Annotated in this window: 21 protein-coding genes; 6 read left to right on the top strand and 15 right to left on the bottom strand. The window is 69.8% G+C overall.

Translation table 11 applies throughout. The annotated features are described in order from the left end of the window. Nucleotides 1-108: 108 nt before the first annotated feature. Nucleotides 109-654, top strand: a complete 546-nt coding sequence (locus ACFWFP_RS32025; protein ID WP_379301339.1) for a hypothetical protein — start codon at nt 109-111, stop codon at nt 652-654. A gap of 68 nt (nt 655-722) precedes the next feature. Here the strand turns inward: ACFWFP_RS32025 and ftsZ are convergent, their stop codons facing one another. From ftsZ to ACFWFP_RS31950, 15 genes are all read right to left on the bottom strand, one after another. Continuing rightward, nucleotides 723-1,982, bottom strand: coding sequence for a cell division protein FtsZ (ftsZ, locus tag ACFWFP_RS32020; RefSeq protein ID WP_379301337.1), 1,260 nt, complete (start codon nt 1,980-1,982; stop codon nt 723-725). Between the two features lie 160 nt (nt 1,983-2,142). Further along, the gene (locus tag ACFWFP_RS32015) at nt 2,143-2,820 is read right to left on the bottom strand and encodes a cell division protein FtsQ/DivIB (RefSeq protein ID WP_379301445.1); all 678 of its coding nucleotides are present in this window, start codon (nt 2,818-2,820) and stop codon (nt 2,143-2,145) included. Between the two features lie 8 nt (nt 2,821-2,828). Next, on the bottom strand, nt 2,829-4,343 hold the full coding sequence (gene murC / locus ACFWFP_RS32010) for a UDP-N-acetylmuramate--L-alanine ligase (protein WP_379301335.1): 1,515 nt from the start codon (nt 4,341-4,343) through the stop codon (nt 2,829-2,831). Beyond that, nucleotides 4,340-5,455: an undecaprenyldiphospho-muramoylpentapeptide beta-N-acetylglucosaminyltransferase gene (gene murG, locus ACFWFP_RS32005; protein WP_379301333.1), complete on the bottom strand. Its 1,116-nt coding sequence runs from the start codon at nt 5,453-5,455 to the stop codon at nt 4,340-4,342. Before murG ends, murC begins: the two co-directional genes overlap by 4 nt. 55 nt (nt 5,456-5,510) lie before the next feature. Beyond that, a complete protein-coding gene (gene ftsW / locus ACFWFP_RS32000; protein ID WP_379301331.1) occupies nt 5,511-7,004 on the bottom strand; it encodes a putative lipid II flippase FtsW in 1,494 nt (497 codons plus the stop codon). 45 nt (nt 7,005-7,049) lie between these two features. Next, nucleotides 7,050-8,486: a UDP-N-acetylmuramoyl-L-alanine--D-glutamate ligase gene (gene murD, locus ACFWFP_RS31995; protein WP_379301443.1), complete on the bottom strand. Its 1,437-nt coding sequence runs from the start codon at nt 8,484-8,486 to the stop codon at nt 7,050-7,052. A 50-nt stretch (nt 8,487-8,536) separates the two neighbouring features. After that, on the bottom strand, nt 8,537-9,613 hold the full coding sequence (gene mraY / locus ACFWFP_RS31990; RefSeq protein WP_379226627.1) for a phospho-N-acetylmuramoyl-pentapeptide-transferase: 1,077 nt from the start codon (nt 9,611-9,613) through the stop codon (nt 8,537-8,539). Then, a complete protein-coding gene (murF, locus tag ACFWFP_RS31985) occupies nt 9,610-11,103 on the bottom strand; it encodes a UDP-N-acetylmuramoyl-tripeptide--D-alanyl-D-alanine ligase (RefSeq protein ID WP_379301329.1) in 1,494 nt (497 codons plus the stop codon). The genes mraY and murF overlap by 4 nt, the downstream gene beginning before the upstream one ends. Further along, entirely contained in the window at nt 11,100-12,689 is a 1,590-nt protein-coding gene (locus ACFWFP_RS31980; RefSeq protein ID WP_379301327.1) for a UDP-N-acetylmuramoyl-L-alanyl-D-glutamate--2,6-diaminopimelate ligase, read from the bottom strand. Before ACFWFP_RS31980 ends, murF begins: the two co-directional genes overlap by 4 nt. Nucleotides 12,690-12,859: 170 nt before the next feature. Continuing rightward, the gene (locus tag ACFWFP_RS31975; protein WP_379301325.1) at nt 12,860-14,737 is read right to left on the bottom strand and encodes a peptidoglycan D,D-transpeptidase FtsI family protein; all 1,878 of its coding nucleotides are present in this window, start codon (nt 14,735-14,737) and stop codon (nt 12,860-12,862) included. Beyond that, nucleotides 14,734-15,726 carry a hypothetical protein gene (locus ACFWFP_RS31970; protein WP_379301323.1) on the bottom strand — a complete coding sequence of 331 codons (993 nt, stop codon included), beginning with the start codon at nt 15,724-15,726 and terminating at the stop codon, nt 14,734-14,736. Before ACFWFP_RS31970 ends, ACFWFP_RS31975 begins: the two co-directional genes overlap by 4 nt. Next, nucleotides 15,723-16,721, bottom strand: coding sequence for a 16S rRNA (cytosine(1402)-N(4))-methyltransferase RsmH (rsmH, locus tag ACFWFP_RS31965; protein WP_379301321.1), 999 nt, complete (start codon nt 16,719-16,721; stop codon nt 15,723-15,725). The genes ACFWFP_RS31970 and rsmH overlap by 4 nt, the downstream gene beginning before the upstream one ends. 196 nt (nt 16,722-16,917) lie before the next feature. Next, nucleotides 16,918-17,349, bottom strand: coding sequence for a division/cell wall cluster transcriptional repressor MraZ (gene mraZ, locus ACFWFP_RS31960; RefSeq protein ID WP_056816815.1), 432 nt, complete (start codon nt 17,347-17,349; stop codon nt 16,918-16,920). A gap of 400 nt (nt 17,350-17,749) precedes the next feature. Continuing rightward, nucleotides 17,750-18,178, bottom strand: a complete 429-nt coding sequence (locus tag ACFWFP_RS31955; protein ID WP_358072016.1) for a DUF3040 domain-containing protein — start codon at nt 18,176-18,178, stop codon at nt 17,750-17,752. A gap of 125 nt (nt 18,179-18,303) precedes the next feature. Next, on the bottom strand, nt 18,304-18,753 hold the full coding sequence (locus ACFWFP_RS31950; RefSeq protein ID WP_378636670.1) for an SAV_6107 family HEPN domain-containing protein: 450 nt from the start codon (nt 18,751-18,753) through the stop codon (nt 18,304-18,306). Between the two features lie 118 nt (nt 18,754-18,871). Here ACFWFP_RS31950 and ACFWFP_RS31945 point away from each other — a divergent pair, with 118 nt between their 5' ends. From ACFWFP_RS31945 to ACFWFP_RS31925, 5 genes are all read left to right on the top strand, one after another. Beyond that, entirely contained in the window at nt 18,872-19,498 is a 627-nt protein-coding gene (locus ACFWFP_RS31945; RefSeq protein WP_379301319.1) for a GNAT family N-acetyltransferase, read from the top strand. After that, nucleotides 19,495-21,060, top strand: a complete 1,566-nt coding sequence (locus ACFWFP_RS31940; RefSeq protein WP_379301317.1) for a phytoene desaturase family protein — start codon at nt 19,495-19,497, stop codon at nt 21,058-21,060. The genes ACFWFP_RS31945 and ACFWFP_RS31940 overlap by 4 nt, the downstream gene beginning before the upstream one ends. Nucleotides 21,061-21,127: 67 nt before the next feature. Beyond that, a complete protein-coding gene (locus tag ACFWFP_RS31935) occupies nt 21,128-22,063 on the top strand; it encodes a carotenoid biosynthesis protein (protein ID WP_379301315.1) in 936 nt (311 codons plus the stop codon). Between the two features lie 146 nt (nt 22,064-22,209). Beyond that, a complete protein-coding gene (locus tag ACFWFP_RS31930; RefSeq protein ID WP_379301441.1) occupies nt 22,210-22,965 on the top strand; it encodes an LppM family (lipo)protein in 756 nt (251 codons plus the stop codon). 1 nt (nt 22,966) lies between these two features. Continuing rightward, nucleotides 22,967-24,139, top strand: a complete 1,173-nt coding sequence (locus ACFWFP_RS31925) for a glycosyltransferase family 2 protein (RefSeq protein WP_379301313.1) — start codon at nt 22,967-22,969, stop codon at nt 24,137-24,139. The last annotated feature ends 379 nt before the right edge of the window (nt 24,140-24,518 follow it).

Below are 24,518 nucleotides of genomic sequence, written 5' to 3'. Positions count from 1 at the left end.
GAAATTACCGTGGTTTCCCGGATGCTCGCCGGGGCCGGGTGAGGTTGGGTGATCGGGGCCTACACCGCCGAAGGGTCCGCGGTGAGGTTCTGCAGAAAGAAGGTTCGCATGAGGTTCACCGGCAAGGGAATGGTTTCGCGGTTCTCGCTCGCACTGCTGGCGGTCACGGCACTCGGTGCCGCGAGTTGCTCGGCCGTGGACAAGGTCACCGAGGTCGCCAAGGACGCGAGCAAGTCCGATACCGCCCGCTCGAAGGTCGGTGAGTGCATCAACGTGATCTCGGCGTCGGTGATCGACTCCAAGACCGAGCCGGTCCCGTGCTCGGCCGAGAACGCCGTCTACCAGGTCGTTCAGGTCCACGACAAGAAGGTCGAGTGCCACGAGGACTACACCTCCTACGAGGAGACCTTCGGCAGCGGCGGTACGGTCGCGTTCCTCTGTCTCGCCCCGAACTTCAAGGAGGGCAGCTGCTACAACGAGGGCATGATGACCGGCTACAAGTTCGTGCCGTGCACCGCGTCCGACGCCAGCTTCAAGGTCGTCACCCGCGTCGACGGTCAGGTCGACGAGCAGCTGTGCGGCGAGGACGCCGACCAGGTGCTCGTGGTCAATGATCCGAAGATCACCTACTGCCTCGGCAGCGCCAAGGGCTGAGCCGCCCGCAGCACGCGAAAGCGCCCGAACTCTCCAGGAGTTCGGGCGCTTTTCGTGTCTGCGAACGCTTATCGACGCATGAAGTCCGGGACGTTGATCTCGTCGTCGTCGTCGCCTTCGCGCACTTCCGGGTTGTTGACCTGGTTCATCGCGCGTTCGGTGACCCGCTGACGCTCCGACTCCCGGTACCGCTCGGTATCGCGGTAGTTCGGCGCCGAGGCCCGGCCACCGGACACCCCGGCCGTGGCGGGCTCGGTGGGACGCGACGGCGCCTCGGACGGACGTCCCTGGCCGATCTCGCCCGCGCGGCCGGAACCGATGGGGTTCACCCCGGTCCGGCTGGTCGTGGCCGCGCTGGACTCCGGGTTGCGTCGCGACGGGCCGCCACCGTCGAAACCCGCGGCGATGACGGTGACTCGCACCTCGTCGCCGAGCGAATCGTCGATGACCGTACCGAAGATGATGTTGGCCTCGATGTGGGCCGCCTCCTGCACCAGCGAGGCCGCCTCGTTGATCTCGAACAGTCCGAGGTCGGAACCACCCGCGATCGAGAGCAGCACGCCGTGCGCGCCGTCCATGGAGGCTTCGAGCAGCGGCGAGTTGATCGCGGTCTCGGCCGCCTTCACCGAACGCCCCTCGCCCCGCGCCGAGCCGATGCCCATGAGTGCCGATCCGGCACCCGACATCACGCTCTTCACGTCGGCGAAGTCGACGTTGATCAGGCCGGGGGTGGTGATCAGGTCGGTAATACCCTGAACACCGTTGAGTAGCACCTCATCCGCGGAGCGGAAGGCGTCCATCAGACTCACCGCCGCGTCGCCCAGCTGCAGCAGCCGGTCGTTCGGAATGACGATGAGGGTGTCGCACGACTCGCGCAGCAGGTTGATCCCCACTTCGGCCTGGTTCCCGCGCCGTTTTCCTTCGAAGGAGAACGGCCGGGTGACGACCCCTATAGTCAGGGCGCCCAACTTGCGGGCGATGCTGGCGACGACGGGGGCGCCACCGGTACCGGTGCCACCGCCCTCGCCCGCCGTGACGAAGACCATGTCGGCACCCTTGAGCACCTCTTCGATCTCGTCCTTGTGGTCCTCTGCGGCCTTGCGGCCGACTTCCGGATCGGCTCCGGCACCGAGGCCGCGGGTGAGTTCCCGGCCGACATCGAGTTTGACGTCGGCATCACTCATCAGCAGGGCTTGCGCGTCGGTATTGACCGCGATGAACTCGACTCCCTTGAGTCCCTGTTCGATCATTCGGTTGACGGCGTTCACGCCGCCGCCGCCGATACCGACGACCTTGATCACTGCAAGGTAGTTGTGCGGGGGCGTCATGGGCTCTCGCCTTCCTTCGATCTTAAACCCTCAACCTCAACCATAGGGTTGGCGTTATGTCAAGTATCCGACTGCTGCGGAACGCTATTCGCAGCCACTGCGATCCCGGCGCAGGCGCGCCGAGATGAGAGCCAGAATCTTGTGCCACAAAGAATGTCGCTCACTTTACCGTGACCAGATTCGGACTCGAAACGTCGAACACGGTCCCCTCACGGGTCAGTAGTGGCAACACGACAGCAGCTTTGCGCTCACCGTCGCCCGTGCCGCCCCACACTACCTTCCTGCCATCGCGAAGGCTCAGCGAGACGTCCGAAATCGACCGTGCGACAACCTCGCCCACCTGCACCGACAACGCGGGTGGCAGGGTGACCAGCACATCCACCGCCGCCCTGGCCGCCGCGGGCCCGGTGAACGAGCCCTCGGTGAGCAGTTTCGGCACCCCGATGGGCGGTTCGGACTCGATCGCGAATTCGACACTCTCGGCGTCGACCAGGTGGGCGCCGTCCGGCGCGTCGAAGTACACCACCGGTGTTCGCTCCACCACGGTGACCAGCACTGTCGAGGGGAATTTACGCTGCACCCGGACCGAACGCACCTTCGGGATCGCGGCGACACGCTGGGCGATGGCGGTGGTATCGATACGCAACATCGAACGGCCGTCCGGAATTTCGAGCCGGCCACGCACGTCGGCCTCCGGCACCGCCGACAGCCCGTCGACACGCACCGTGCGCACCGACAGCACCGGGGTGAACCAGGCCAGCACCACCAGCAGGCTCACCACGACCACCCCGACCACCGTCCAGAGACGGTAGCCGTGCCACCCGCGCGCGGCGGGCATCGGCAATCTCACCGGCTGCCCTGCTGCGGCCTGGCCCGCAGGCCGTCGAGGATCTGCGTGCCGAGCATCGTCACATCGCCCGCGCCCATGGTGATCACGACGTCACCGTCGCCCGCGAGTGCAGCAACCTGCTTGCCGACCTTGGACATATCCGGCTGGTAGTGCACGGGCGTGGTCACCGACTGGGCGACCAGCGCGCCGTTGACGCCGGGCAGCGGGTCTTCCCTCGCGCCGTAGACGTCGAGCACGACCACCTCGTCGGCCAGGCTCAACGCGGTGCCGAACTCCGTGGCGAAAGTGGCGGTGCGGCTGTACAGATGCGGCTGGAACACCACGATCACCCGGCCGCGCTGCAGGCGGGCGCCGTCCCGCGCTTCCTGGGCGACCAGTTGCGCGGCGGCCTCGAGCACCGCACGGACCTCGGTGGGGTGGTGGGCGTAATCGTCGAAGACGCGCACCCCGTTCTCCCGGCCGGTGAACTGGAACCGGCGGTGCACGCCGCCGAATCCCTCCAGCCCCTGCACGATCTCGTCGATGTCGGCGCCGGTGGCGCGAGCGGCCAGCAGCGCGGCCAGCGCGTTGAGCGCCATGTGCCTGCCGGGCACCGACAGGCGCAACGCCCGCGGGATCGTCTCGCCGTCGAGCTGGAACTCGACGATGCCGCCGACATCACGCGGCTGCCAGTCGAGCAGCCGCGCGCCGACGGGCACGGGCGCCTGGCTGAGATCGCCCGAACCGTAACCGAGCACCTCGATCCCGCGTTCGGCCATGCGCGGCGCGACCCGCTGAGCCAACGCGAGCGAACCGGGATCGTCGAGGCACACCACCAGCAGGCCGCCGGGGGCGAGCCGGTCGGCGAAGTCGTCGAAGACCTGGATGTAGGCCTCGTCGGTGCCGAAGTAGTCGAGGTGGTCGGATTCGATATTGGTGACCACGGCGACGTCCGGGTCGTATTGCAGCAGTGAGCCGTCGGACTCGTCGGCCTCGGCGACGAAGATGTCACCGCTGCCGTGGTGGGCGTTGGTGCCCGCCTCGTTGAGCTCACCGCCGACCGCGAACGACGGATCGGCGCCGCAGTGCTGCAACGTGACGATCAGCATCGAGGTGGTCGAGGTCTTGCCGTGCGTGCCCGAGACCAGCAGGGTCTTGTGCCCGCGCATCAGCGCCGCGAGCACGGTCGGGCGCATCAGCACGGGAATGTCGCGCCGGTTCGCTTCGACCAGTTCGGGATTGGTCTTCGGGATGGCGGCGTAGGTGGTGACCACGACCGTCGGGCCACCGGGCAGCAGGTCGAGCGCGTCGGCGGCGTGGCCGATGCGCACCTCGGCGCCGCGGGCCCGCAACGACAGCACGCCACGGCTCTCGCGGGCATCGGAGCCGGAGACCTTGCCCCCGCGCGAGAGCAGAATGCGCGCGATACCGGACATGCCCGCACCGCCGATGCCGACCATGTGCACGCGTTCGAGTTCGGGTGGCAGCGCCGCGCCCGCGGACTCCCCGATCTCCTGGCCCGGCTCGCTCATCGGGCGACCTCGGTGACGATCCTGGCCACCGTGCCGGCAGCGTCGCGATGGCCTGCGCCTGCGGCGGCGCGGCTCATCTGCGCGAGTCGAGCGGGGTCGAGCAGCAGCGGAATCACCTCATCGATCACGTATTTCGGGGTCAGCTCGGCGTCGGCCACAATTGTGCCACCACCTTGCGCGACCACCGGCCGGGCGTTGAATTCCTGTTCGCCGTTGCCGTGCGGCAGCGGCACGTAGAAGGCGGGCAAGCCGACCGCCGACACCTCGGCCACGGTCATCGCACCGGACCGGCACACCACCGCGTCGGCGGCGGCGTAGGCCAGGTCCATCCGCGACAGGTAGGGCACCGCCACATACGGGGCCGGAGCGTCGGCGGTACTCACCTCGACGCTGTTCTTGGGCCCGTGCGCGTGCAGCACCGAGACGCCCGCGGCCGCGAGTTGCGGTGCGGCGCCGGAGACGGCCTCGTTGAGGCTGCGCGCGCCCTGCGAACCACCGAACACCAGCAGCACCGGTCCCTCGGCGGGCAGTCCGAAGTGCGCGCGAGCGTCGGCGCGCAGAGCGGCACGGTCGAGTTCGGTGATGGACGCACGCACCGGGATGCCGACGACCTGCGCGCCCGCCAGCCCCGAATCCGGGACGGCGGCGAGCACTTTCGCCGCGAGTTTCGCGCCGACCTTGTTGGCGATACCGGCCTTCGCGTTGGCCTCGTGCACGATCACCGGCACCGTGCGCTTGCGGCCGAACAGCCCGCCGCGCGCGGCGAGATACGCGGGTAGCGCGACGTAGCCGCCGAAGCCGATGATCACATCGGCCTGCACGTCGTCGATCACCGCCCTGGTCGCCTTGACGGAGGCGAGCACCCGGCCGGGCAGGCGCAGCAGGTCGGCGGAGGGCTTGCGCGGCAACGGCACCGGGGGGATCAGTTCCAGGGGGTACCCACGTTCGGGCACCAGTTTCGTCTCGAGTCCACGCTCGGTACCCAAGGCGGTCACCCGGATCGAGTCGTCGAGTCTGCGCAGCGCGTCGGCGACCGCCAGCGCGGGTTCGATGTGGCCTGCGGTTCCTCCGCCTGCGACGATCACCGACAACCCGGATCGCGGGTTACTCACCTGGATCTACCTCGTTCTCTGTCGTATCGAATCGATCTCGCGAAAGCGTGCGTGGTCATGCTCCGCCGCCTCCGCCGGTCCGCCGTTTCACCGGGCGGTGTGGCATCGGGTAGGTCGGCTCCCACGCCCGTGTCGACCGTAGCGAACTCGTGCCGCGGCTTTCCGGCACACGTCGCCTGCGGGCGGCGGGCGGCTGACGGCGAGGGGCCTGACGTGGACGTTCGGTTCTGGCGCGGGGCGCGACCTTGCGTGGCGCCGGCGGGGCGTACACCTCGGGCACCGGCAGCCGGAGCAGCCTGCTGAGCCTGCCGTCCTGGCCCGCCTTCAACGCCGACACCGCCTCCGGTTCGTGCCGGGCGGCGCTGGCGATGATGCCGAACATGAACAGCGTGATCGCCAGCGACGAACCACCGGCCGAGACCAGCGGCAACTGCAGCCCGGTCACCGGCAGCAGCCCGACGACGTAGCCGATGTTGATCAGCGCCTGCGCGGTGATCCAGGTGGTGGCGGTGGCGGTGAGCAGGCGCAGGAACGGGTCGACCGAGCGCAGCGCGATGCGGATACCCGCGTAGACGAACAGGGCGAGCAGCGCCAAGACCAGCATGCAGCCCAGGAAGCCGAGTTCCTCGCCGATGATGGCGAAGATGAAGTCGTTGTGCGAGTTGGGCAGATAGCTCCACTTCGCGCGGCTCTGGCCGAGGCCGCGGCCCCAGATGCCGCCGTCGGCGAGGGAGTACTTGGCTTGACGCGCTTGATAGTTGGCGCCCTGCGGATCGTCACCGGGGTTGAAGAACGCCCGCACCCGGTCGGAGCGGTACCCGGCCGACAGCGCCAGCACCGACGCCGCGACCACGCCGGTCACCATGATCCCGACGAACAACCGCACCGGCAGCCCACCGAACCACAGCAGCGCCATCAGCACGATCCCCAGCGCGATGGTGGTCGACAGGTTCGGTTCGAGCACCACCAGCAGGCACACGAGCAGACCGGCGGGCACCAGCGGCACCAGGATGTCCTTGAGCGCCGCGCCACGGCGCGAGGCCAGCAGATGCGCGCCCCACACGACCAGGGTCACCTTGACCACTTCGGACGGCTGGATCGACAACGGCCCGATGTCGAACCAGCGCCGCGCGCCGCCGTGCGCCGAGCCGATGCCGGGAATGAGCACCAACATCAGCGCGAGCACCGAGATGCTGAAGACCGGAAACGACCACTGCCGCAACAGCCGCAGCGGCAACCGCAACGCGACATAGAAGGCGATGGCACCGAGCCCGGCGAACATGGCCTGCTGGATGAACAGCGCGTAGGCCGAACCACCACCGGCGTAGGCCTCGACGCTCGACGCCGACAGCACCATCACCAGACCCAGCACGGTGAGCAGCGTCGCGATGGTGACGATCAGATGGAACGACGCGAGCGGCCGGGCCAACCACGCACCGAAGCGCTCCCCCGCCCAATTCGGCTGTCCCGAACTCTTGCGGCGAGTACTCGCGCCCGCCCGGCCCTTACCGACCCGGCTGTCGTCCACGCTGCCCCGGCTCTCAACCACGCTGCCCCCTCTCGGGCGGTGACTGCTCGGCCGGGCGCGCCTTCGTCACAGCGCCCGCCCGATGTCACCATCTTCCAGTGCCGTCACCGCATCCACGAAACAACGTCCGCGATGGGTGTAGTCGTCGTACATGTCGAGGGAAGCGGCCGCGGGCGCGAGCAGGACGGTGTCTCCGGCGCGCGCCAGACCCGCCGCGGCGCGCACCGCACGGCCCATGACGGCCTCGGCGCGCTGCGATCTCGACGACTCCATGTCTGCATCGTCTCCCGCATCCAGCTCGATGACCGGGACTTCGGGTGCGTGTCGCGCCATCGCGGCGGCGATCACCGGCGCGTCGGCCCCGAACAGCACCGCGCCGACCAGCCGGTCACCGATCTCTTCGATCAGATCGTCGACACCGGCGCCCTTGAGCAGACCGCCCGCCACCCACACCACCTGCGGGTGCGCCATGATCGCGGCGCGCGCGGCGTGCGGGTTGGTGGCCTTGGAGTCGTCGATGAACTCGACACCGCCCAGTTCGCGCACGAACGCGGTGCGGTGCGGGCCCACCTTGTGTTCGGCGAGACCTTCCTTGACGAACTGCGGCGCCACGTCGATGGCCCTGGTCAACGCGGACGCGGCCAGCGCGTCGGCGATGCCCGCGGGGCCCTGCGGGCTGATGTCGCTGGTCTCGGCGAGGATCGCGGCCTTGGTGAAGGCGCGATCGAGGAGCTTGCCGTCGACCACACCCAATTCACCGTCGGCGGGGACACCGATCCGGAAGCCGACCGTGCGCCGCGCCTTGGCCTTGCGGGCGAGCGAGCCGGCGACCGGGTCGTCGAGGCCGACGACGCCGACGCGGCCGGTCAGCGCGCGGGCCTTCGCGGCGGCGTAGGCATCGAGACCCCCGTGCCAGTCCAGGTGATCCTCGGCGACATTGAGCACGACACCGGCCTCGGGTCGCACCGACGGCGCCCAGTGCAGCTGGAACGAGGACAGCTCGACGGCGAGCACCTGCGGACCGGGGTTGCGGCGCAGTGCGTCCAGGATCGGCAGGCCGATATTGCCGCAGGCCACGCTGGAGATGCCGGCGGCGCGCAGGATCGAGTGCGTCATCTGGGTGGTGGTGGTCTTGCCGTTGGTTCCGGTGATCACCAGCCATTTGCGGACCGGTCCGTAGATACGGGCCTGATCGACCCACCAGGCGAATTCGACGTCACCCCAGACGGGCACGCCCTCGGTCACCGCCGAGACCAGCACCGGCGAATCCGGTCGCCAGCCCGGGCTGGTGATCACGAGCGCGAACCGGCTCAGATCGGCGCTTTCGAGTTCGACGCTGGTGGCGATCTCCAGGCCGAGTTCGGCGGCCTCGGCCAGCGCCTTCGCGCCGTTGTCGGTGACGACGGGGTGGGCGCCGATATCGCGCAGCGGTTCGATCAGCGAGCGTCCGGAGACGCCCCAGCCGGCGACGAGAACGTCACGGCCACGCAGGAATTCGAGCATCGGGCCCGGGGAACGCAGGGCGCGGGGCGAGTGTTCGACCATGTCTGTGCTCACCCGACCTGTGACAGATATTCGCTGTAGAACAGGCCGAGGCCCACCGCGGCGGAGATGCCCGCCAAAATCCAGAAACGGATGATCACCGTGGTTTCGGCCCACTTACTCAACTCGAAGTGATGGTGGAACGGCGCCATCTTGAACAACCGATTGCGCGTGGTGCGATACACCGCCACCTGCAGCATGACCGATGCCGCCTCGGCGACGAACAGCGCGCCGATCACGGCCATCAGCAGCTCGGTGCGGGTGGTGATCGACAGACCCGCGATCAGGCCGCCGAGCGCCAGCGAACCGGTGTCGCCCATGAAGATTCGCGCGGGCGCGGCGTTCCACCACAGGAATCCGATACACGCGGCGGCCGCGGCGGCACAGACCAAGGCCAGGTCCAAGGGGTCGCGCACGTTGTAGCACCCGGCTTCGGGGCTGGTGGAGCAGGAATTGCGGTACTGCCAGAAGGTGATGATCACGTACGCGCCGAGCAGCAGGCTCATCGAACCGGCCGCGAGACCGTCGAGGCCGTCGGTCAGGTTGACCGCGTTGGACCAGGCCACCACCAGGAACAGCACCCAGACGACGAAGATGATCGCGCCCATCGACACCGTGTTCCAGTCGCGCACGTACGACAGGTGCTTGCTGGCGGGGCTGAGGCCGTCGGTGCTGCGGAACTGCAGGGCCAGCACTGCGAAGATGACCGCCGCGGCGGTCTGCCCGATGTACTTGCCCGCGGCCGAGAGCCCGAGGTTGCGCTGCTTGCGCAGCTTGATGAAGTCGTCGAGGAACCCGACGATGCCGAGCGCGGTGGTGAGCCCGAGCACGAGCAGACCCGACGCCGTCGGCCCCTCGGCGTCGTAGCCGATACCGATCAGGTGCGAGCCGAGATAGCCCGCCCACATGCCGATCAGGATCGCGACGCCGCCCATGGTCGGGGTGCCGCGCTTGGCCTGGTGACTGGCCGGGCCGTCGACCCGGATCTCCTGGCCGAAGCCCTGTCTGGCGAACACCCGAACCAGCAACGGCGTGAGCAGGATCGACACCGCCAGTGCGATCCCCGCCGCGAACAGAATTTGCCTCATCGAGCTGTATTACCTTCCGCTGCCCCGGTCAGGTGCTCGGCGACGGCCCACAGGCCCACCGCCTTCGACGCCTTGACCAGTACCACATCGCCTGCGGCGATCTCGTCGTCGAGCAGCGCGATCGCCGCGTCGATATCGGGAACGAGGATCGATTCCTCGCCCCATGAGCCTTCCATCACCGCTCCCTGGTGCATGCCGTGGGAGGGTCGTCCGGTGCCGACCACGATCAACCGGTCGACGTCGAGGCGCACGGCCAGGCGTCCGATCGCGTCGTGTTCGATCACCGAGGTGTCGCCGAGTTCGCCCATCTCGCCGAGCACGGCCCAGCTGCGCCGGGGTTCGTCGGCCGATTTCGCCAGGGTGACCAGCGCTTTGAGCGCCGCGCGCACCGAGTCGGGGTTGGCGTTGTAGGAGTCGTTGATGACGGTGACGCCCGCGGGGGTGGTCGTCACGTCCATCCGGCGGACCGAGGCCGCGGTGGCGCCGGACAGCGCCTGGGCGACGGTCGCCAGATCGGCACCGCATTCGAGGGCGACCGCCGCGGCGGCCAGGGCGTTGCCGACCTGGTGTTCGCCGTGCACGGCGAGTCGCACCGGGATCGATTCGCCGCCCACGTGCAGGGTGAAGTGGGCGCGGGCCTGGTCGTCGGTGATCACGTCGGTGGCACGGATGTCCGCGTCACCGGACAGGCCGACCTTCACCACGCGCGCCTTGGTGCGCGACGCCATGGCCGAGACATTGGGGTCGTCGGCGTTGAGCACCGCCAGCCCCTCGGCGGGCAGTGCCTCGACCAGCTCGCCCTTGGCCTGCGCGATCGCCGCACGGCTACCGAATTCGCCGAGGTGGGCGGTGCCGACATTGAGCACGACACCGATCCTGGGCGGCGCGATGCGGGCCAGCTCCGCGATGTGTCCGCGACCGCGCGCGGACAGTTCCAGGGCGAGGAACTTGGTGTCGGGACCCGCGCGCAGGGCCGTCCACGGGTGGCCGAGTTCGTTGTTGAACGAGCCGGGCGGCGCGACCACCGCACCGAGCGGCGCGAGTACCGCGGCGAGCAGATCCTTGGTCGAGGTCTTGCCCGAGGAACCGGTGACGCCGACGACGGTGAGTCCGGTGCGCTCGGCGAGCCGCTCGGTGCTCACGCGCGCCAGCTCGGCCAGCGCGGCGAGTACCGCGGCGCCGGAACCGTCTTCGTCGGAGCTCAGCGCGACCGAGGTCGCGGGCACCGAACCGAGGTCCGGTACGACGACGATGGCGGGCACGCCGACCGGGCGAGCCGCGAGCACCGCGACCGCCCCGGCGGCGATCGCGGTGCCCGCGTAGTCGTGTCCGTCGGAGTTGGCGCCGGGTAGGGCGAGGAACAGATCGCCGGAACCGATTCGGCGCGAATCGAATTCGACCGAACCGGTCACCAGTGCCTGGGGGTCGGGTACGTCGTGCAGCTCGCCGCCGACGACGTCCGCGATCTCCCGCAGTGTCATCTCGATCATGAAACCGTCAAGTCCTCCGAGTCCGTGTGCGGACTGTGTTGTCTCCGCAGGGCATCCAGCGCCGCCGCGACCACCTCGCGGTCGTCGAAGGGATGCTTGACGCCCTTGATCTCCTGGCCCGCCTCGTGGCCCTTGCCCGCGACGAGCACCACGTCGCCCGCACGCGCCCAGGCGAGTGCGGCGGCGATGGCCGCCGCGCGGTCACCGATCTCACGGATCTCGCCGCGATCGGTGGCCGGGAGTTCGTGCGCCCCGGCCACCACGGCGGACCTGATGGCCGCCGGGTCCTCGGTGCGTGGGTTGTCGTCGGTGACGATCACCAGGTCGGCGTGTGCTGCCGCGGCGCCCATGAGCGGGCGCTTGGCCACGTCCCGGTCACCACCGGCGCCCAGTACGACAGCCAGCCTGCCCGTGCCCGCTTCGAGGAGGTGGCCACGCAGGGTGGTCACCACGGATTCGATGGCGGCGGGCTTGTGCGCGTAGTCGACGACGGCGAGGAAGTCCTGGCCGCGCTCGACGCGCTGCATCCGGCCCGGCACGTCGACGACGGCCAGCGCGGGAGCGGCAACCGCCGGGTCGATACCCGCCGCGGCGCAGGTGGCGATGGCCAGCAGCGCGTTGGCGACGTTGTAGCGCCCCGGTAGGCGCAGGCGCACCGTCAGCTCGCCGTCGGGTCCGGCGGCGGTGAATTCCTGCTCCCCGCCGGTGGTCTTGATGTCGCCGCTGACCTGCCAGGCCGCCGCGCCGGTGGTCGACACGGTGACCGGGTCGACCAGGTCGCCGGCCAGGCGGGTGCCCCACTCGTCGTCGACGCAGATCACCGCGGTGCGCGCGGCGACCGGCGAATCCGCGTCGAACAGCCGGCGTTTCGCGGCGAAGTAGTCCTCGAAGTCGGCGTGGAAGTCGAGATGGTCCTGGGACAGGTTGGTGAACGCGCCGACCGCGAACCGCACGCCGTCGACCCGGCCCAGCGCGAGCGCGTGGCTCGACACCTCCATCACGACCGCGTCGACGCCCTGCTCGACCATGGCGGCGAACATCGCGTGCAGCTGCGGCGCCTCGGGTGTGGTGAGCGCACTCGGCACCCGCTGCCCGCCGATCCGCGTTTCGATGGTGCCGATCAGCCCGGTGGACAGGCCGGCCGCGGCCAGACCGGCTTCCACCAGATACGAGGTGGTGGTCTTGCCCGAGGTGCCGGTGATGCCGACGATGCGCAGCTGATCGCTGGGGTGGCCGTAGATCTCGGCGGAGAGCTCACCGAGTACCGCGCGAGGCTGCTCGCGCACCAGCACGGGCACCGCGACGTCGCCGATCAGCTCGGCGCCCGCGGCATCGGTGAACACGGCGACCGCGCCGTTCGCGATCGCGTCGGCGGCGAATCGGGCGCCGTGCGAGTTCGCGCCGGGGAGCGCGGCGAACAGGTCTCCGGCGCGCACCGCGTTGGATCGTTGCTCGATGCCGGTGACCGTCACCTCGGCGGACGCCGGGGTCGCCGACGTGGCACCGGTGAGGTCCGCCACGGCCTGCAGCGACGTCGACAGCGGAGTGGTTGGCCGGAGCGCGTGCGGGCTGGACTGCGCGGGCACAAGGCTCCTCTCTGAGAGTGATCGAGCGCGTGGGCGAGACGAGCAGTCAGGTTACCGACGCGCGGTGTCGGTCGGACAACGCGGGTTGAGTTAATCGGTGTTCTCGGCCCGCCCGGCTCGGGACGGAGTGGAGGGTGTGACGAACGGGCCGGGAACTGCGGCACCAGCCGTTATGACACCGCCTCCAGCACCAGCCGCTTGGACTCCGGGGAGGGCGGCACCCGGTCGCGCTGCAACGCCCAGGAGGCGATGCTGTGGAACAGCGGTGCGGCCGAGCCACCGCCGGTGCCGTCGGAGCTGCGCACGGGCGCGTCGAGCATCATGCCGATCACGTAGCGGGGGTTGTCGGCGGGCGCCATCCCGGCGAACGTGCTGTAGAACGACGAGGTCGAATAGCAGCGGCAGGCGGGGTCGACCTTCTGCGCGGTGCCGGTCTTGCCCGCCACCTGGTATCCCTCGATCGAGGCGGGTGCGCCGGTACCCATCTGGACGCCCATCGGGTCCTTCTGCACGGTCGCCTGGAACAGCTCGCGCAGGGTGTGCGCGGTCTGCGGGTTGACCACGCGCACGCCGTCGGGCTGCAGTTCCTCGGTGCGGGTGCCGTCGGGGGCGACCTTGGCCTTGACGATGCGCGGCGGGATCCGCAGGCCGTCGTTGGCGATGGCCTGGTACATGGCCGTCATCTGCAGGGTCGTCATCGAGAGTCCCTGGCCGATGGGCAGATTCGCGAAGGAGCCGCCCGACCACTGGTCGCGGGCGGGTACCTGGCCGCCGCTCTCGCCGGGCAGGCCGACGCCGGTGCGCTGGCCGAGCCCGAAACGGGTCACCATGTCGGCGAACCGGTCCTCGCCCACGCGCTGGGCGAGCATGAGAGTGCCGACGTTGGAAGACTTTCCGAAGATGCCGGTGGTCGTATAGGGCGCGACATCGTGCTGCCACGCGTCGTTCACCGTGACGCCCGACATGCGGATCGAGCCCGGCACCTGGAGCACTTCGTCGGGGGTGGTCACGCCGTATTCGATGGCGGCCGCCGCGGTGACGATCTTGTTCACCGAGCCCGGTTCGAAGGGTTCGGACACCGAGGGGTTGCCCATCTTGCCCGAGGCCCAATGGTTCGGGCCCAGTGCGGGATTGAAGGTGCCGTCGTTGGCCATCGCGAGCACCTGGCCGGTCTTGGCGTCGAGCACCACCGCCGAGGCGGAGGACGCGCCGGAGACCTGTTTGGCCTGTTGCACCTGCTGCTGCACGTAGTACTGCAGGTCGGCGTCGAGGGTCAGTTCGACGCCGTAACCGTTCACCGCCGGCTGCAGATCTCGGTAGCTGCCGGGGATCACCGCGCCGTCGGAGCCCTGGTCGTAGGTGCGTGAACCGTCGGTGCCCGACAGCACCGAGTCCAGCGCCGATTCCAGCCCCATCTGACCGTGCCGGTCGCCGCCGATCGCGCCCACGACATTGGATGCCAGCGAGCCGCCGGGGTATTCGCGCAGGTCCTGCCGTTCGGCGCCGACCTCCGGGAATTTGGCGGTGATCTCGGCGGCCACGCGCGGATCGACGTTCTTGGCCAGGTAGTGGAACTTCTTGTCGCTCTCGAGCTTGTCGAGCAGTTCCTGCTCGGTGGGCGCGCCGAGCTTCTCGTGGATGAACTTCGCGATGTCCTTCAGCCGCTGTTCGGGGTCCGGCGCACTGGGCTTCAGCTTCTTGGCTTCGACCATTTTCTCGCGCTCCGTCACCGGCTGGAAGGTCAGAGCTTTCACGGTGAGGGTGAAGGCGAGCTGGTTGCCGTGCCGGTCGGTGATGGGGCCGCGCACGGCCGCCTCGGTGGCCTTGATGGTGCGCTGCGAGGCCGCCTGCGCCGACAGCGCGGGAGCGGCGAGACTCTGAATGTAGAGCAGCTGCAACGCGACCACGGCCAACGTGGCCAGCAGGGTGACCCGCCCGATGCCGAGGCGCAGGCGGATCGGCCGGTCCGGCGAGAGCGAGCCGGTGCGGCGGGCCCTCGACGAGACCGGCCCGCGTCGCTGCTGCGACGCGGGCCCGGTCTGCTTCATCGAGGACCATCCTGCGATTCGACGACCTGCGGCTGTTCACTCGGTGGTCCGGCCGCCGGGGCTCGTAGTCCGGGGGTCGCGGCCACGGCACCCGGTAACGGCGCAGTCGCCGGGTCGGCCACGACATCCGGTGCGAGCGGCGGCGTGTCGGCCGAGCCCAGCGGTTCACCCTGACCGGCGACGTCGATGCGATCGGGCACGGTCGCCGGGGCGAGCGGGGCCGGGGCGCCTGCGTCCACCGGAGCGGGGACTTCACCGTTGGCCGGGGCCTGACCGGTCGGAGCGGGGACGGCCACTTCGATCGGGGCCGGAACGACCGGAGCCGGGGCCGCAGTGGCGGCAGGCCGCGGCACGGTGGGGGCGGGCGGTGACGCGACCACATTGGTCGGCGCACCCGGATTCGCGGTGGCCGCACCCGGCTGTACCGGCACGACCCGCTCACCCTGCGCCTGAGCGTGCGCGGGCGCCGGGGTGTTCGGGGCGGTGGTCGGCGGACCGTTCAGCGGCGGCACCGGCGCACCCTGCGCGGGCGTGGGGTTACCGATCACGGTGACCTCGCCGTCGGGGCCGATCACCAGCCGGGCCGGATCCTTCGCGGGGATCATGCCGAGTTCACGTGCGCGGGCGGCCAATTCGGGAGCGGAGTCGGCGGCGGCGACCTCGCGCTGCAGCGCGGCCCGCTCGTCGTCGAGCTTGCGGTTGACCGCCCTGGCGTCACCGAGCTGGTAGCTGTCCTCGGCGGCGCGGGTGGTGAGCAACAGGGTCAGGGCGAGGCCGCAGCCGAGCAGTCCGATGATCGCGGTGACGAACGGGATCCGCCCCGCCATCGTCGAGGCCCGTTCGGGCAGTTCGATACCGTCGAGCAGCTGTTCCCTGGTGCGCTTGCGGGCGTAGGCCCGCTCTGCCGCACCGGACTTCACTCGGTCGGCCGCCGCTACGCGCCGGGCCGTCTTGCTCGGCACCGCGACTGTGCTCGTCCGCACGCTCATCGTGTCCCCTCCTGTGTCCTCCCTGACCTCTCCGCGATTCGTTCGGCCGCGCGCATCCGCACCGGCGCGGATCGCGGATTGACCTCGATCTCGGACTCGGTCGCTTTTTCCGCTCCACGGGTCAGCATCCGGAACTCCGGTCCCATGCCGGGCAGTTCGACCGGCAGGTCCATCGGCGACCGGGACACGATCCGTGGCGCGAGTTCGTGTTTGACCAGCCGGTCTTCGAGCGACTGGTACGACATGACGCAGATCCGTCCGCCCACACGCAGTGAATCCAGCGCCGCGGGCAAAGCCGCCCGCAGCGAGTCGAGCTCACCGTTGACCTCCACCCGCAGCGCCTGGAACGAGCGCTTGGCCGGATGTCCGCCGGTGCGGCGCGCCGCGGCCGGAATGGTCGCGTAGAGCACCTCGACGAGTTCGGCGCTGGTGGTGAACGGCGTGACCGCCCGCCTGCGCAGCACCTCCGAGGCGATCTTGCCCGCGAACCGTTCGTCGCCATAGGTTTTCAGCACCCTGGCCAGGTCGCCGTGGCTGTAGGTGTTGAGCACGTCGGCGGCGGTGATCCCGGTGGTCGGGTCCATCCGCATGTCCAGCGGCGCGTCGACGGAGTAGGCGAAGCCGCGCTCGGCCTCGTCGAGCTGCATCGACGACACGCCCAGGTCCATGAGAACGGCTGAGACGGAGCCGGTTTCGTCGAGCCCCGCTTCGGCCAGCGCCGCGGGGATGCCGTCGTAGCGGGTGTGTACCAGCGTGATCCGGTCGGCGTAGGGCGCCAGCCGCTCGCCCGCCATGCGCAGCGCGGTGGTGTCGCGGTCGAGACCGACCAGACGCGCCTGCGGGTAGGTGCGCAGGAAATGCTCGGCGTGCCCGCCCAATCCGAGGGTCGCGTCGAGGTAGACGGCGCCCGGTTCACTCAGCGCGGGGCCGAGCAGATCGTCGGCGCGCTCGAGCAGAACCGGCACATGACGGGGGTTCTCGGCGTCATGGTTCACCTCGACCTCCCGGGATACTGCCTCGCGTCGCAGACGGGTCGCCTTGCCACACAGTGCTTGTCGAATGAGTGCTTGTCGAACGAGTGGATGATGCGAATGCTTCGAGGTCTCTGACCGGGGCAAGGCACCTGGCGTCGGGGAAGTACGTCAGGGTCCACGCCCGGGCAGAGGCCTCGCAGCACTCGCGTGCTCCGGGTCAGAAGATTCCGCCCAGCGACTCGTCTCCGGCTTGCGCGTAGTCCTCCTCGTGTTCTTCGAGGTAGGTCTCCCACGCCTGCTTATCCCATATTTCGAGGAAGTCGACCGAACCGATCACCACACAATCCCGCGAGAGGTTCGCGTAGCGCCGATGGTCCGGCGACAGCGTGATCCGGCCCTGCGCATCCGGACGTTGCTCGTCGGTGCCTGCCGCCAGCGCTCGAACGAAAGCCCTTGCCTGCGGGTTACTTCGGGACGCCGACGCGGCTCGCCGCGCGAGCGCGGTGAACTCGTCTTTCGGATACACGGCCAGGCTGTGGTCTTGGCCTTTCGTGACCATCAACCCTCCCGCCAGATCGTCTCGAAACTTCGCAGGCAACGTCAGCCGCCCTTTGTCGTCCAATCGGGGGGTGTAGGTACCGAGAAACATCCCGGCCACCTCCCTACTGGATTCACCTCGCCGTACGGCCTCTCCTGTAGTGCGCGACCCACATTACCCCACTTTCCCCCACTTTCAATCGAAACCCTGAGTGATCCTGCTCCCCGCCAACACAATTCCGCAGGTCATCCCAGCTATCACTGAGATTCGCGGTTATCCCGTGTTCGGGCAACCCGCGCGGGTCGGCAACCCCTCGTTCCGACAACGTTCAGCAAACATCGCAGGTACGACCTCGGTCGAGTGTCCCGGTGGGGGAAGCGTGGGGAGCGGTGGGGAAGGTGGGGGAACCGCCCTGGCCCTGCGTGCCGGTGGTCATCGACCCGTGGACGCGCGACAGCGGCGCCACACCCGTGCGGGGTGTGGCGCCGCTGTCGTACCGGCTAGGTCTGAGCTATTCCTGCTCGAACCGTCGCCGGAATCGGTCTTCCATTCGCTCGGAGAAGCCGCCGGACTTGCGCTGGCGACCACCTCGGGCCGGGTGCCCCGTGGCCGGGCCGCTGCCCGCCGCGGGAGACTCGGTCGCGTCCGGTCGGGCGGCGCGACGCGAGTTGCCGATCATCAACAGGACACCAGCGCCGAACATGGCGATGAATCCGACGAGACTGATGATCGGGAAACCGCCCGGCTTGAACGGGGCGGCGATGCCGGCGACGAGCAGAAACAGGCCGACGGCGAACAACGCCGCAGCCTGGAGTCTGCGTCGACTCGACGTGGAGCGAAGACGTCCGCCTCGGACGGACGAGGCGAACTTCGGATCCTCAGCATAGAGAGCGCTCTCGATCTGTTCGAGCATGCGCTGCTCGTGCTCGGAGAGTGGCACGGTACCTCCCCCGGCACTAGGCGTGGCTGGTCGCCTCCGGGTAGGCGACGGGTAGCCGACCTTGGCGGCTATCTGCTCCCCATGATACGAGTTCGATCGGTGGCGTACCACCTACTCGGTCATAACTAAGCGGTCATGTCGCGGCCACGACTCGGCTGCGGGAGGCTCTTGGCCGCGGCTACCAGCGCATCGTCGACGTCGTAGAGGAATGCACCCACCCGTGAGCAGAACTCGTCGGCTTGTGTGTCGGTGATCGCACGGTCCAATCCGGCCTCCAACGCGGCCCGTAATTGCGAGTGCGCCTCGAAGTAGTCGGCCCACATCACGAACTCCGGGCTGGCGCGTCTCAGTAACACCCAGGCGCTGCGCGACCGGGCTCGCGGCGCGCGATCGGCGCCGGTGAGCGCGATCATCGAGCCCGCGCCGCGCAACGCGGCCAGATACGCGGTGCGGAAGCGCTCCCCCGGTTCGTGCTCCCAGGCCGAATCGGTGAGCAGCGCATCGGCTTGGCGTAGTAGTCCGCCGGCGCGCCCGTCGTGGCCCGCGTGTGCTCGACCATCGTTGTGACCAGCCATCTGCTGCCCCTTTCGCCCCTCGCACTGATCGAACTAACATTCGAACGTTTGAATTGAGATTGAATATAGGGACACCCACCGACAACTTTGGCGCGTTCGCGCGCCATCGACGAGAGCCATGACAGCCGTCAAGCCGAATCACACCCCCGCACCCGTCATCGTCGACCTCAGCGTCGCCGCCCTGCGCGCACGCCTGCACGACGCCCTGTCGGTCTATGTCGCCGCCATGGACTATCCCCGCGGCACCGAACATCACCGCGCCCCGATGTGGACCGAGCACACCACCAGGTCGGGCTGGCGGGCGGTGGCCGCGGTGCTGCCCGACGATTCGGGCGGCGTCGACCTGCGCACCGCGCCGATCCTGGCGATCGCCTACGGCTACAGCGGTGCGCCGCGGCAGTGGTGGCATCAGCAGGTGCAGACCGGTATGCGCCGGTGTGGCTGGCCCGACGCCGCCGCCCGCGACCTGCTCGCCGACTATTTCGAACTCACCGAGCTGCACGTCCACCCGGCGGCGCAGGGCCGCGGGATCGGCGCGCGCCTGCTCGAGCGCCTGCTGGCCGACCGCGCCGAGGCCGCGGTGCTGCTGTCGACACCGGAAGTCCCGGAGGAGGCGAACCGGGCCTGGAAGTTGTACCGGCGGGCCGGATTCACCGATGTGATCCGCAATTTCGTGTTCGCCGGCGATACCCGGCCGTTCGCCATCCTCGGGCGCAGGCTGCCGATGCCGCCCACGCACCCGTGACGACGGTGGTGGTCGGATCCGGCCACAACGCGCTGGTCGCGGCCTGTTATCTGGCGCGGGCCGGGCAACGGGTGCAGGTGCTGGAGCGCGACGAGGTGCCCGGGGGCGCGGTGTCGACGGTGGAGCGGTTCCCCGGCCATCTCGTCGATCGTGGATCGTCGGCGCACATCATGATCCGGCACACCGGGATCATCGAGGAGCTCGAACTCGAACGGTTCGGGTTGCGCTATCTCGACTGTGATCCCTGGGGGTTCACACCGTCCGACGGTGTGCGCCCGCCGATCGTGTTCCACCGTGATCTCGACGAGACGTGCGCGTCGATCGCGGCCGCCTGCGGTGTCAAGGACGCTGACGCCTATCGCCGCTTCGTCGGGGTGTGGGGCGAGCGCAGCGCGCGGGTGATGCGGTCGTTCGGCGGGCCGCCGACGCCGGGCAGACTCGTTCGCTCGTTCTGGGGGCTGGACGCGCGGGCCGGCGGATCGGCGTTGTCGCGGGAGTTCCTGCAGTCCGGTGACGCGCTGCTGGACTTCTGGTTCGACGACGAACGGCTCAAGGCGTCGCTCGCGTGGTTCGGCGCGCAGTCGGGTCCGCCGATGTCGGAGCCGGGAACGGCGCCGATGGCCGGATTCGCCGCGCTCATGCACACACTGCCGCCCGGGCGGGCGGTGGGTGGGAGTGGGGCGCTCAGCGCGGCGCTGATCGCGCGCCTGCGGGCCGACGGTGGCGAGCTGCACACCGGCGACGCCGTCACCTCGCTGCGCCGATCCGGCAACGGGTGGCAGGTGACGACCGAATCGGGCCGGACACTGCACGCCGACACGGTGATCGCGGGCTCCCATATCCTGTCCACGCTCGACCTGTTGCGCGCGGGCGATTTCGACCCCGAGGTCCTCGACGACTGGCAGCGCCGTATCCGGGTCGGCCCCGGCATCGGCATGGTGGTGCGCGTGGCCACCGACCGGCTACCGGAATACCCCGGCGCCTCCCCGGCCGAATCCGCCCGTGGTCTGCAGTTTCTCGTCTCCGACCGCCGACAGCTTCGACTGGCTCACGGTGCCGCTCTGGCCGGTTCGCTGCCGCCACGCCCGGTGGTGCTGGCGATGAGTTTCAGCGCCCTCGACCCGTCCATCGCGCCCGCGGGCGAACATCAGCTGTCGCTGTGGGCGCAATGGCATCCCTATGATCTCGCCGACGGCAGCGACTGGGCAGCACACGCCGAGCACGAGGCGGACCGGATCATCGCGGAGGTCGACCGGTACGCGCCGGGTTTCGCCTCGTCGGTGCTGCGGCGGTTCGTGCAGACGCCGGTCGATCTCGAGCGGGAGATGGGTCTGCGCGGCGGCAATGTCATGCACGTGGAGATGTCCTTCGATCAGATGATGCTGTGGCGGCCGCTGCCCGAGCTGTCGGGCCAGCGCGTTCCCGGTGCTCCCGGCCTGTACCTGACCGGCGCGTCCACCCACCCCGGTGGCGGCGTCTCCGGAGCCAGCGGTCGCAGCGCGGCCGGGCTGGTCCTCGGCCACGGCCGCAAGCGCCGGTTCACGCTGCTACGCAAGCGATGAAAGCCTGTCCGCCGCACCACCGGAGTCGGCTCCACACCGGCACCGGATCGACCGTTCGGCGGCATCGGTGACCGGCACGGTTCGCGACACAGGCCGTCGGACCGTCGCCGCGATCCGCGCCTGGTTGCGCGTCGATCCACGCCGGGCGATCCCGGCCGCGACGGCGCTGGCGCTGGTGCTCGCGCAGATCACCTACCCGTTGAGTGCCGGGGTGGCGCGCGACCGGATCACCGTCGCGGTCGTGGTGCTGTCCGCCGCGACCGCCGTGCTGCACGCGGCGACCACTCGTGGATTGCGGTGGGCCACCGGGTTCTTCGCCGTCGTGTCCGGCCTGGGGCTCACCGCCGAAATCGTGGGCACCGCAACCGGATACCCGTTCGGCAGCTACGCCTATGCCGTCGACCGGCTCGGGCCCGCGTTCGCCGATGTTCCGCTGGCGGTGCCGTTGGCGTGGACCGGCGGGCTGTACCCGATCTGGATCGTCGCGGGTCTGCTGGTGTCCCGCGCGCACCTGTCGAGCGGCTCGATCACGCAGCAGCCGGGGCGGTCCGGGTCCATGAATGCGCGGGCACACAGCGCCTCGAACGCTCGACTGCTCAGCGGCTCGAATGTTCGGCGCGTGGGTCTGTTCGCCCTCGGCGCGGTCGGCTGGGATCTGTTCCTCGATCCACAGATGGTGGCCGACGGCCAATGGATCTGGTCGGTCACCGACGCGGGACTGCCTGGCATCCCCGAGATCCCCTACACCAACTACCTGGGCTGGGCGTTCGTCGCCGTGGTCATGGCAGTGATCCTCACCCTGCTCGATCATGTCCTGCCGCCGCCGCGCGACCCCTCGGTGGCGGTCCCGGTCGCGGTGTTCGGGTGGACCTGGCTCGGCTCGGCCCTCGCGCACGCGGTGTTCCTCGGCCTTCCGGCATCGGCGATCTGGGGTTTCGCCGGTCTCGGTGTGCTCGGAGTCCCGTTGTTTCTGCGCGCGCGGGCCGGGCGACGCGCGTTCTGACCGGCCGACCCCGCCGCGACACACCCCGATTCGGGATGAAAACGCCTGATCGGCACGGGTGGGCGGGGCGTGCTGGGCCCGTCGTGTGGGCTCTCGGGCCTGAGCCTGGCACGATGTCAACCGTGCAGCCGAGTCCCGTCGCCGACATGCCCGCTCCTTCGCCGCGTCGTTCCGTGCCCGCGCGGCGCGTCGCGGCCGTCGCCGTCCTGCTGGCATTGCTCGTGCCCGCGCTGGCCGGGTGCCTGCGCGTGCAGGTGTCGATGGGGGTGTCGTCGAACGATCGCGTGTCGGGGCGGATCGTCGCCGCGGTGGTGCCGACGGGGCCCGAGGACAAGGGACCCCAGCTGAAGGCGCCGGAGCAGTTGGCGGCGAAGGTGCGCGTGGAGAACTACAACCAGGACGGGTACATGGGTACCCAGGTGTTCTTCGACGATCTGTCCTTCGGCGAGGTCGGCCAGCTCGGAGGCCTCTCGGATCAGACACAGGGCATGTTCACGCTCGAGTTCCAGCGCAGTGGCGATCTGGTCAGCCTCACCGGGCGGGTCGACCTGGAATCGGTGCCGCCGCACGGCTCGGACGTGCAGTTCTCGGTCGCGTTCCCGGCCCGCGTCGCCAAGACCAACGGCACGCGCGAGACCACCGACAGCGAGAACACCGTGTCGTGGAAGCTCCCGGCGGGCGAAGTGTCGACCCTGCGCGCCGAGGTGAAGTACGCCGACCCCAACACCCGCTCGTTCGCGGGCTGGGCGGGCATCGTCGGCGGCATCACCCTCGCGGTGGCCGCGCTGATCGCGGGCCTGGCGTTCCGCGACCGCAACCCCGGCCCGCCCAACGCACCGCGCGGCGGTTTCTCCCCCTCGGAGATGTGGCGCGATATCTCCAGTCGCAGACTGGGCCGCTGACATGAGCGCGGCGGCCCGCTACCTGACCTGGGCGGGCACCGGTCTGGCCGCGCTGGGCGCGGCCACCGCCGCCTACAACCTGGTCACCGTGCGCACCCTGCCGCGCGGGGTCGCGGGCGTGATCGAACCGGTCACGGTGTGTGTCCCGGCCCGCGACGAAGCGGCGCGCCTGCCCGCGCTGATCGCCGACCTTCGCGCGCAGGTCGGCGTCCCCCGTCTGAGCGTGCTGATCCTCGACGACGCGTCCACCGACGGCACCTACGACGCCGCACTCGCCGCGATCGCCGACGACGAGCGCTTCACCGTCCTGCGCTCGGCCGCCCACCCCGCCCCCGGCTGGACCGGTAAGGCCGCCGCGTGTGCGCGCCTGGCCGCCCGAACCCACACGGCCGCCCTGGTGTTCATCGACGCGGACGTGCGCTTGGCTCCCCACGCGATCGCCGCGGCGGTGACCGAATTGCGCAGGCGCGGAGCCGGTCTGGTCTCGGCCTGGCCGAGACAGGAAGCCGGTTCGACCGCCGAGCGCCTGATCCAGCCCCTGCTCGCCTGGTCATGGGCCTCGACCCTGCCCGTCGGTCCCGCCAATCACAGCCTGCGCCCGTCCACCGCCGTGGCGTGCGGCCAGTTCCTCGCCGTCGACGCCGGGGCCTACCGCGCCGGTGGCGGCCACGCGGCCGTAGCGGCCAGCGCCACCGAGGATCTCGACCTGGCCCGCGCCGTCCGCCGAGCAGGCCATCACACCGCCCTGGTGACCGCGGGCCCCGCCGCGAGCACCCGCATGTATTCCGGCGCCACCGAACTCACCGACGGCTACACCCGCTGGCTGTGGTCGGCCTACGGCGGCCGCCTCGACACCGGCGCCGCCATCGGAACCCTTGCCGCCCTCGCCTATTGGATCCCCCCACTGGCCGCGATCTTCGGCCGCACCCGAACCCGCCGAGCAGGCCTACTCGGCTACCTGGCCGCCGTCACCAGCCGCCTGACCGCCCGCACCATCGAAACCCGCCGCCCCCCGACACCCACCGACCTCACCTCAGCCCTGGCCCACCCCCTCTCGGTAGCCCACTACCTCACCCTCTGGACTCGCTCCCACTACCGCCACCGCACCGGCCGCCTCCGCTGGAAACAGCGACCTTTGGTGACGCCCGACGAACCGATCGCCCACCACGCCTGACCGAGTCCACCACGACTTCGGTACCGCCGACCACGCACCCAGCGCACCCCAAAATCCGCCATGCCCACACCCACACCACACCACGTCCAACCCCAGGCCCGGCATGACCGCACTCCCAACCACACCCGTAAACCCAAGACCCGCAGCCCTACCGCACCACCAGCCACACCCGCAAAACCTCAGGCCCGCAGCCCTACCGCACTCCCAGCCCCACCCGTAACCCCAGGTCCGCCATGACCGCACCAGCCACCACCGCACTCCCGACCCCTAGGGAGGGACGGCCACGAAGTGGCCGGTCCGCGGCCGGGTCGCCGGTTAGGCGCCGCGGAGATGCGACGAAGGAGCGATTCCGCGGCGGCTAACCGGCGGCCCCGCAGGG

The organism is Nocardia sp. NPDC060249, assembly GCF_042728755.1.
GTDB lineage: Bacteria > Actinomycetota > Actinomycetes > Mycobacteriales > Mycobacteriaceae > Nocardia.
The sequence above is the reverse complement of the archived record's forward strand: the minus strand, read 5'-3'. Positions and strand labels throughout refer to the sequence as shown.

What these genes read in the sequence shown, in the direction of transcription:
- ACFWFP_RS32025 (WP_379301339.1), top strand. Translation starts at nt 109, where the DNA reads ATGAGGTTCACCGGCAAGGGAATGGTTTCGCGGTTCTCGCTCGCACTG.
- ftsZ (WP_379301337.1), bottom strand. Translation starts at nt 1,982, where the DNA reads ATGACGCCCCCGCACAACTACCTTGCAGTGATCAAGGTCGTCGGTATC.
- ACFWFP_RS32015 (WP_379301445.1), bottom strand. Translation starts at nt 2,820, where the DNA reads ATGCCCGCCGCGCGCGGGTGGCACGGCTACCGTCTCTGGACGGTGGTC.
- murC (WP_379301335.1), bottom strand. Translation starts at nt 4,343, where the DNA reads ATGAGCGAGCCGGGCCAGGAGATCGGGGAGTCCGCGGGCGCGGCGCTG.
- murD (WP_379301443.1), bottom strand. Translation starts at nt 8,486, where the DNA reads ATGCTCGAATTCCTGCGTGGCCGTGACGTTCTCGTCGCCGGCTGGGGC.
- mraY (WP_379226627.1), bottom strand. Translation starts at nt 9,613, where the DNA reads ATGAGGCAAATTCTGTTCGCGGCGGGGATCGCACTGGCGGTGTCGATC.
- murF (WP_379301329.1), bottom strand. Translation starts at nt 11,103, where the DNA reads ATGATCGAGATGACACTGCGGGAGATCGCGGACGTCGTCGGCGGCGAG.
- ACFWFP_RS31975 (WP_379301325.1), bottom strand. Translation starts at nt 14,737, where the DNA reads ATGAAGCAGACCGGGCCCGCGTCGCAGCAGCGACGCGGGCCGGTCTCG.
- ACFWFP_RS31970 (WP_379301323.1), bottom strand. Translation starts at nt 15,726, where the DNA reads ATGAGCGTGCGGACGAGCACAGTCGCGGTGCCGAGCAAGACGGCCCGG.
- mraZ (WP_056816815.1), bottom strand. Translation starts at nt 17,349, where the DNA reads ATGTTTCTCGGTACCTACACCCCCCGATTGGACGACAAAGGGCGGCTG.
- ACFWFP_RS31950 (WP_378636670.1), bottom strand. Translation starts at nt 18,753, where the DNA reads ATGGCTGGTCACAACGATGGTCGAGCACACGCGGGCCACGACGGGCGC.
- ACFWFP_RS31945 (WP_379301319.1), top strand. Translation starts at nt 18,872, where the DNA reads ATGACAGCCGTCAAGCCGAATCACACCCCCGCACCCGTCATCGTCGAC.
- ACFWFP_RS31930 (WP_379301441.1), top strand. Translation starts at nt 22,210, where the DNA reads ATGCCCGCTCCTTCGCCGCGTCGTTCCGTGCCCGCGCGGCGCGTCGCG.
- ACFWFP_RS31925 (WP_379301313.1), top strand. Translation starts at nt 22,967, where the DNA reads ATGAGCGCGGCGGCCCGCTACCTGACCTGGGCGGGCACCGGTCTGGCC.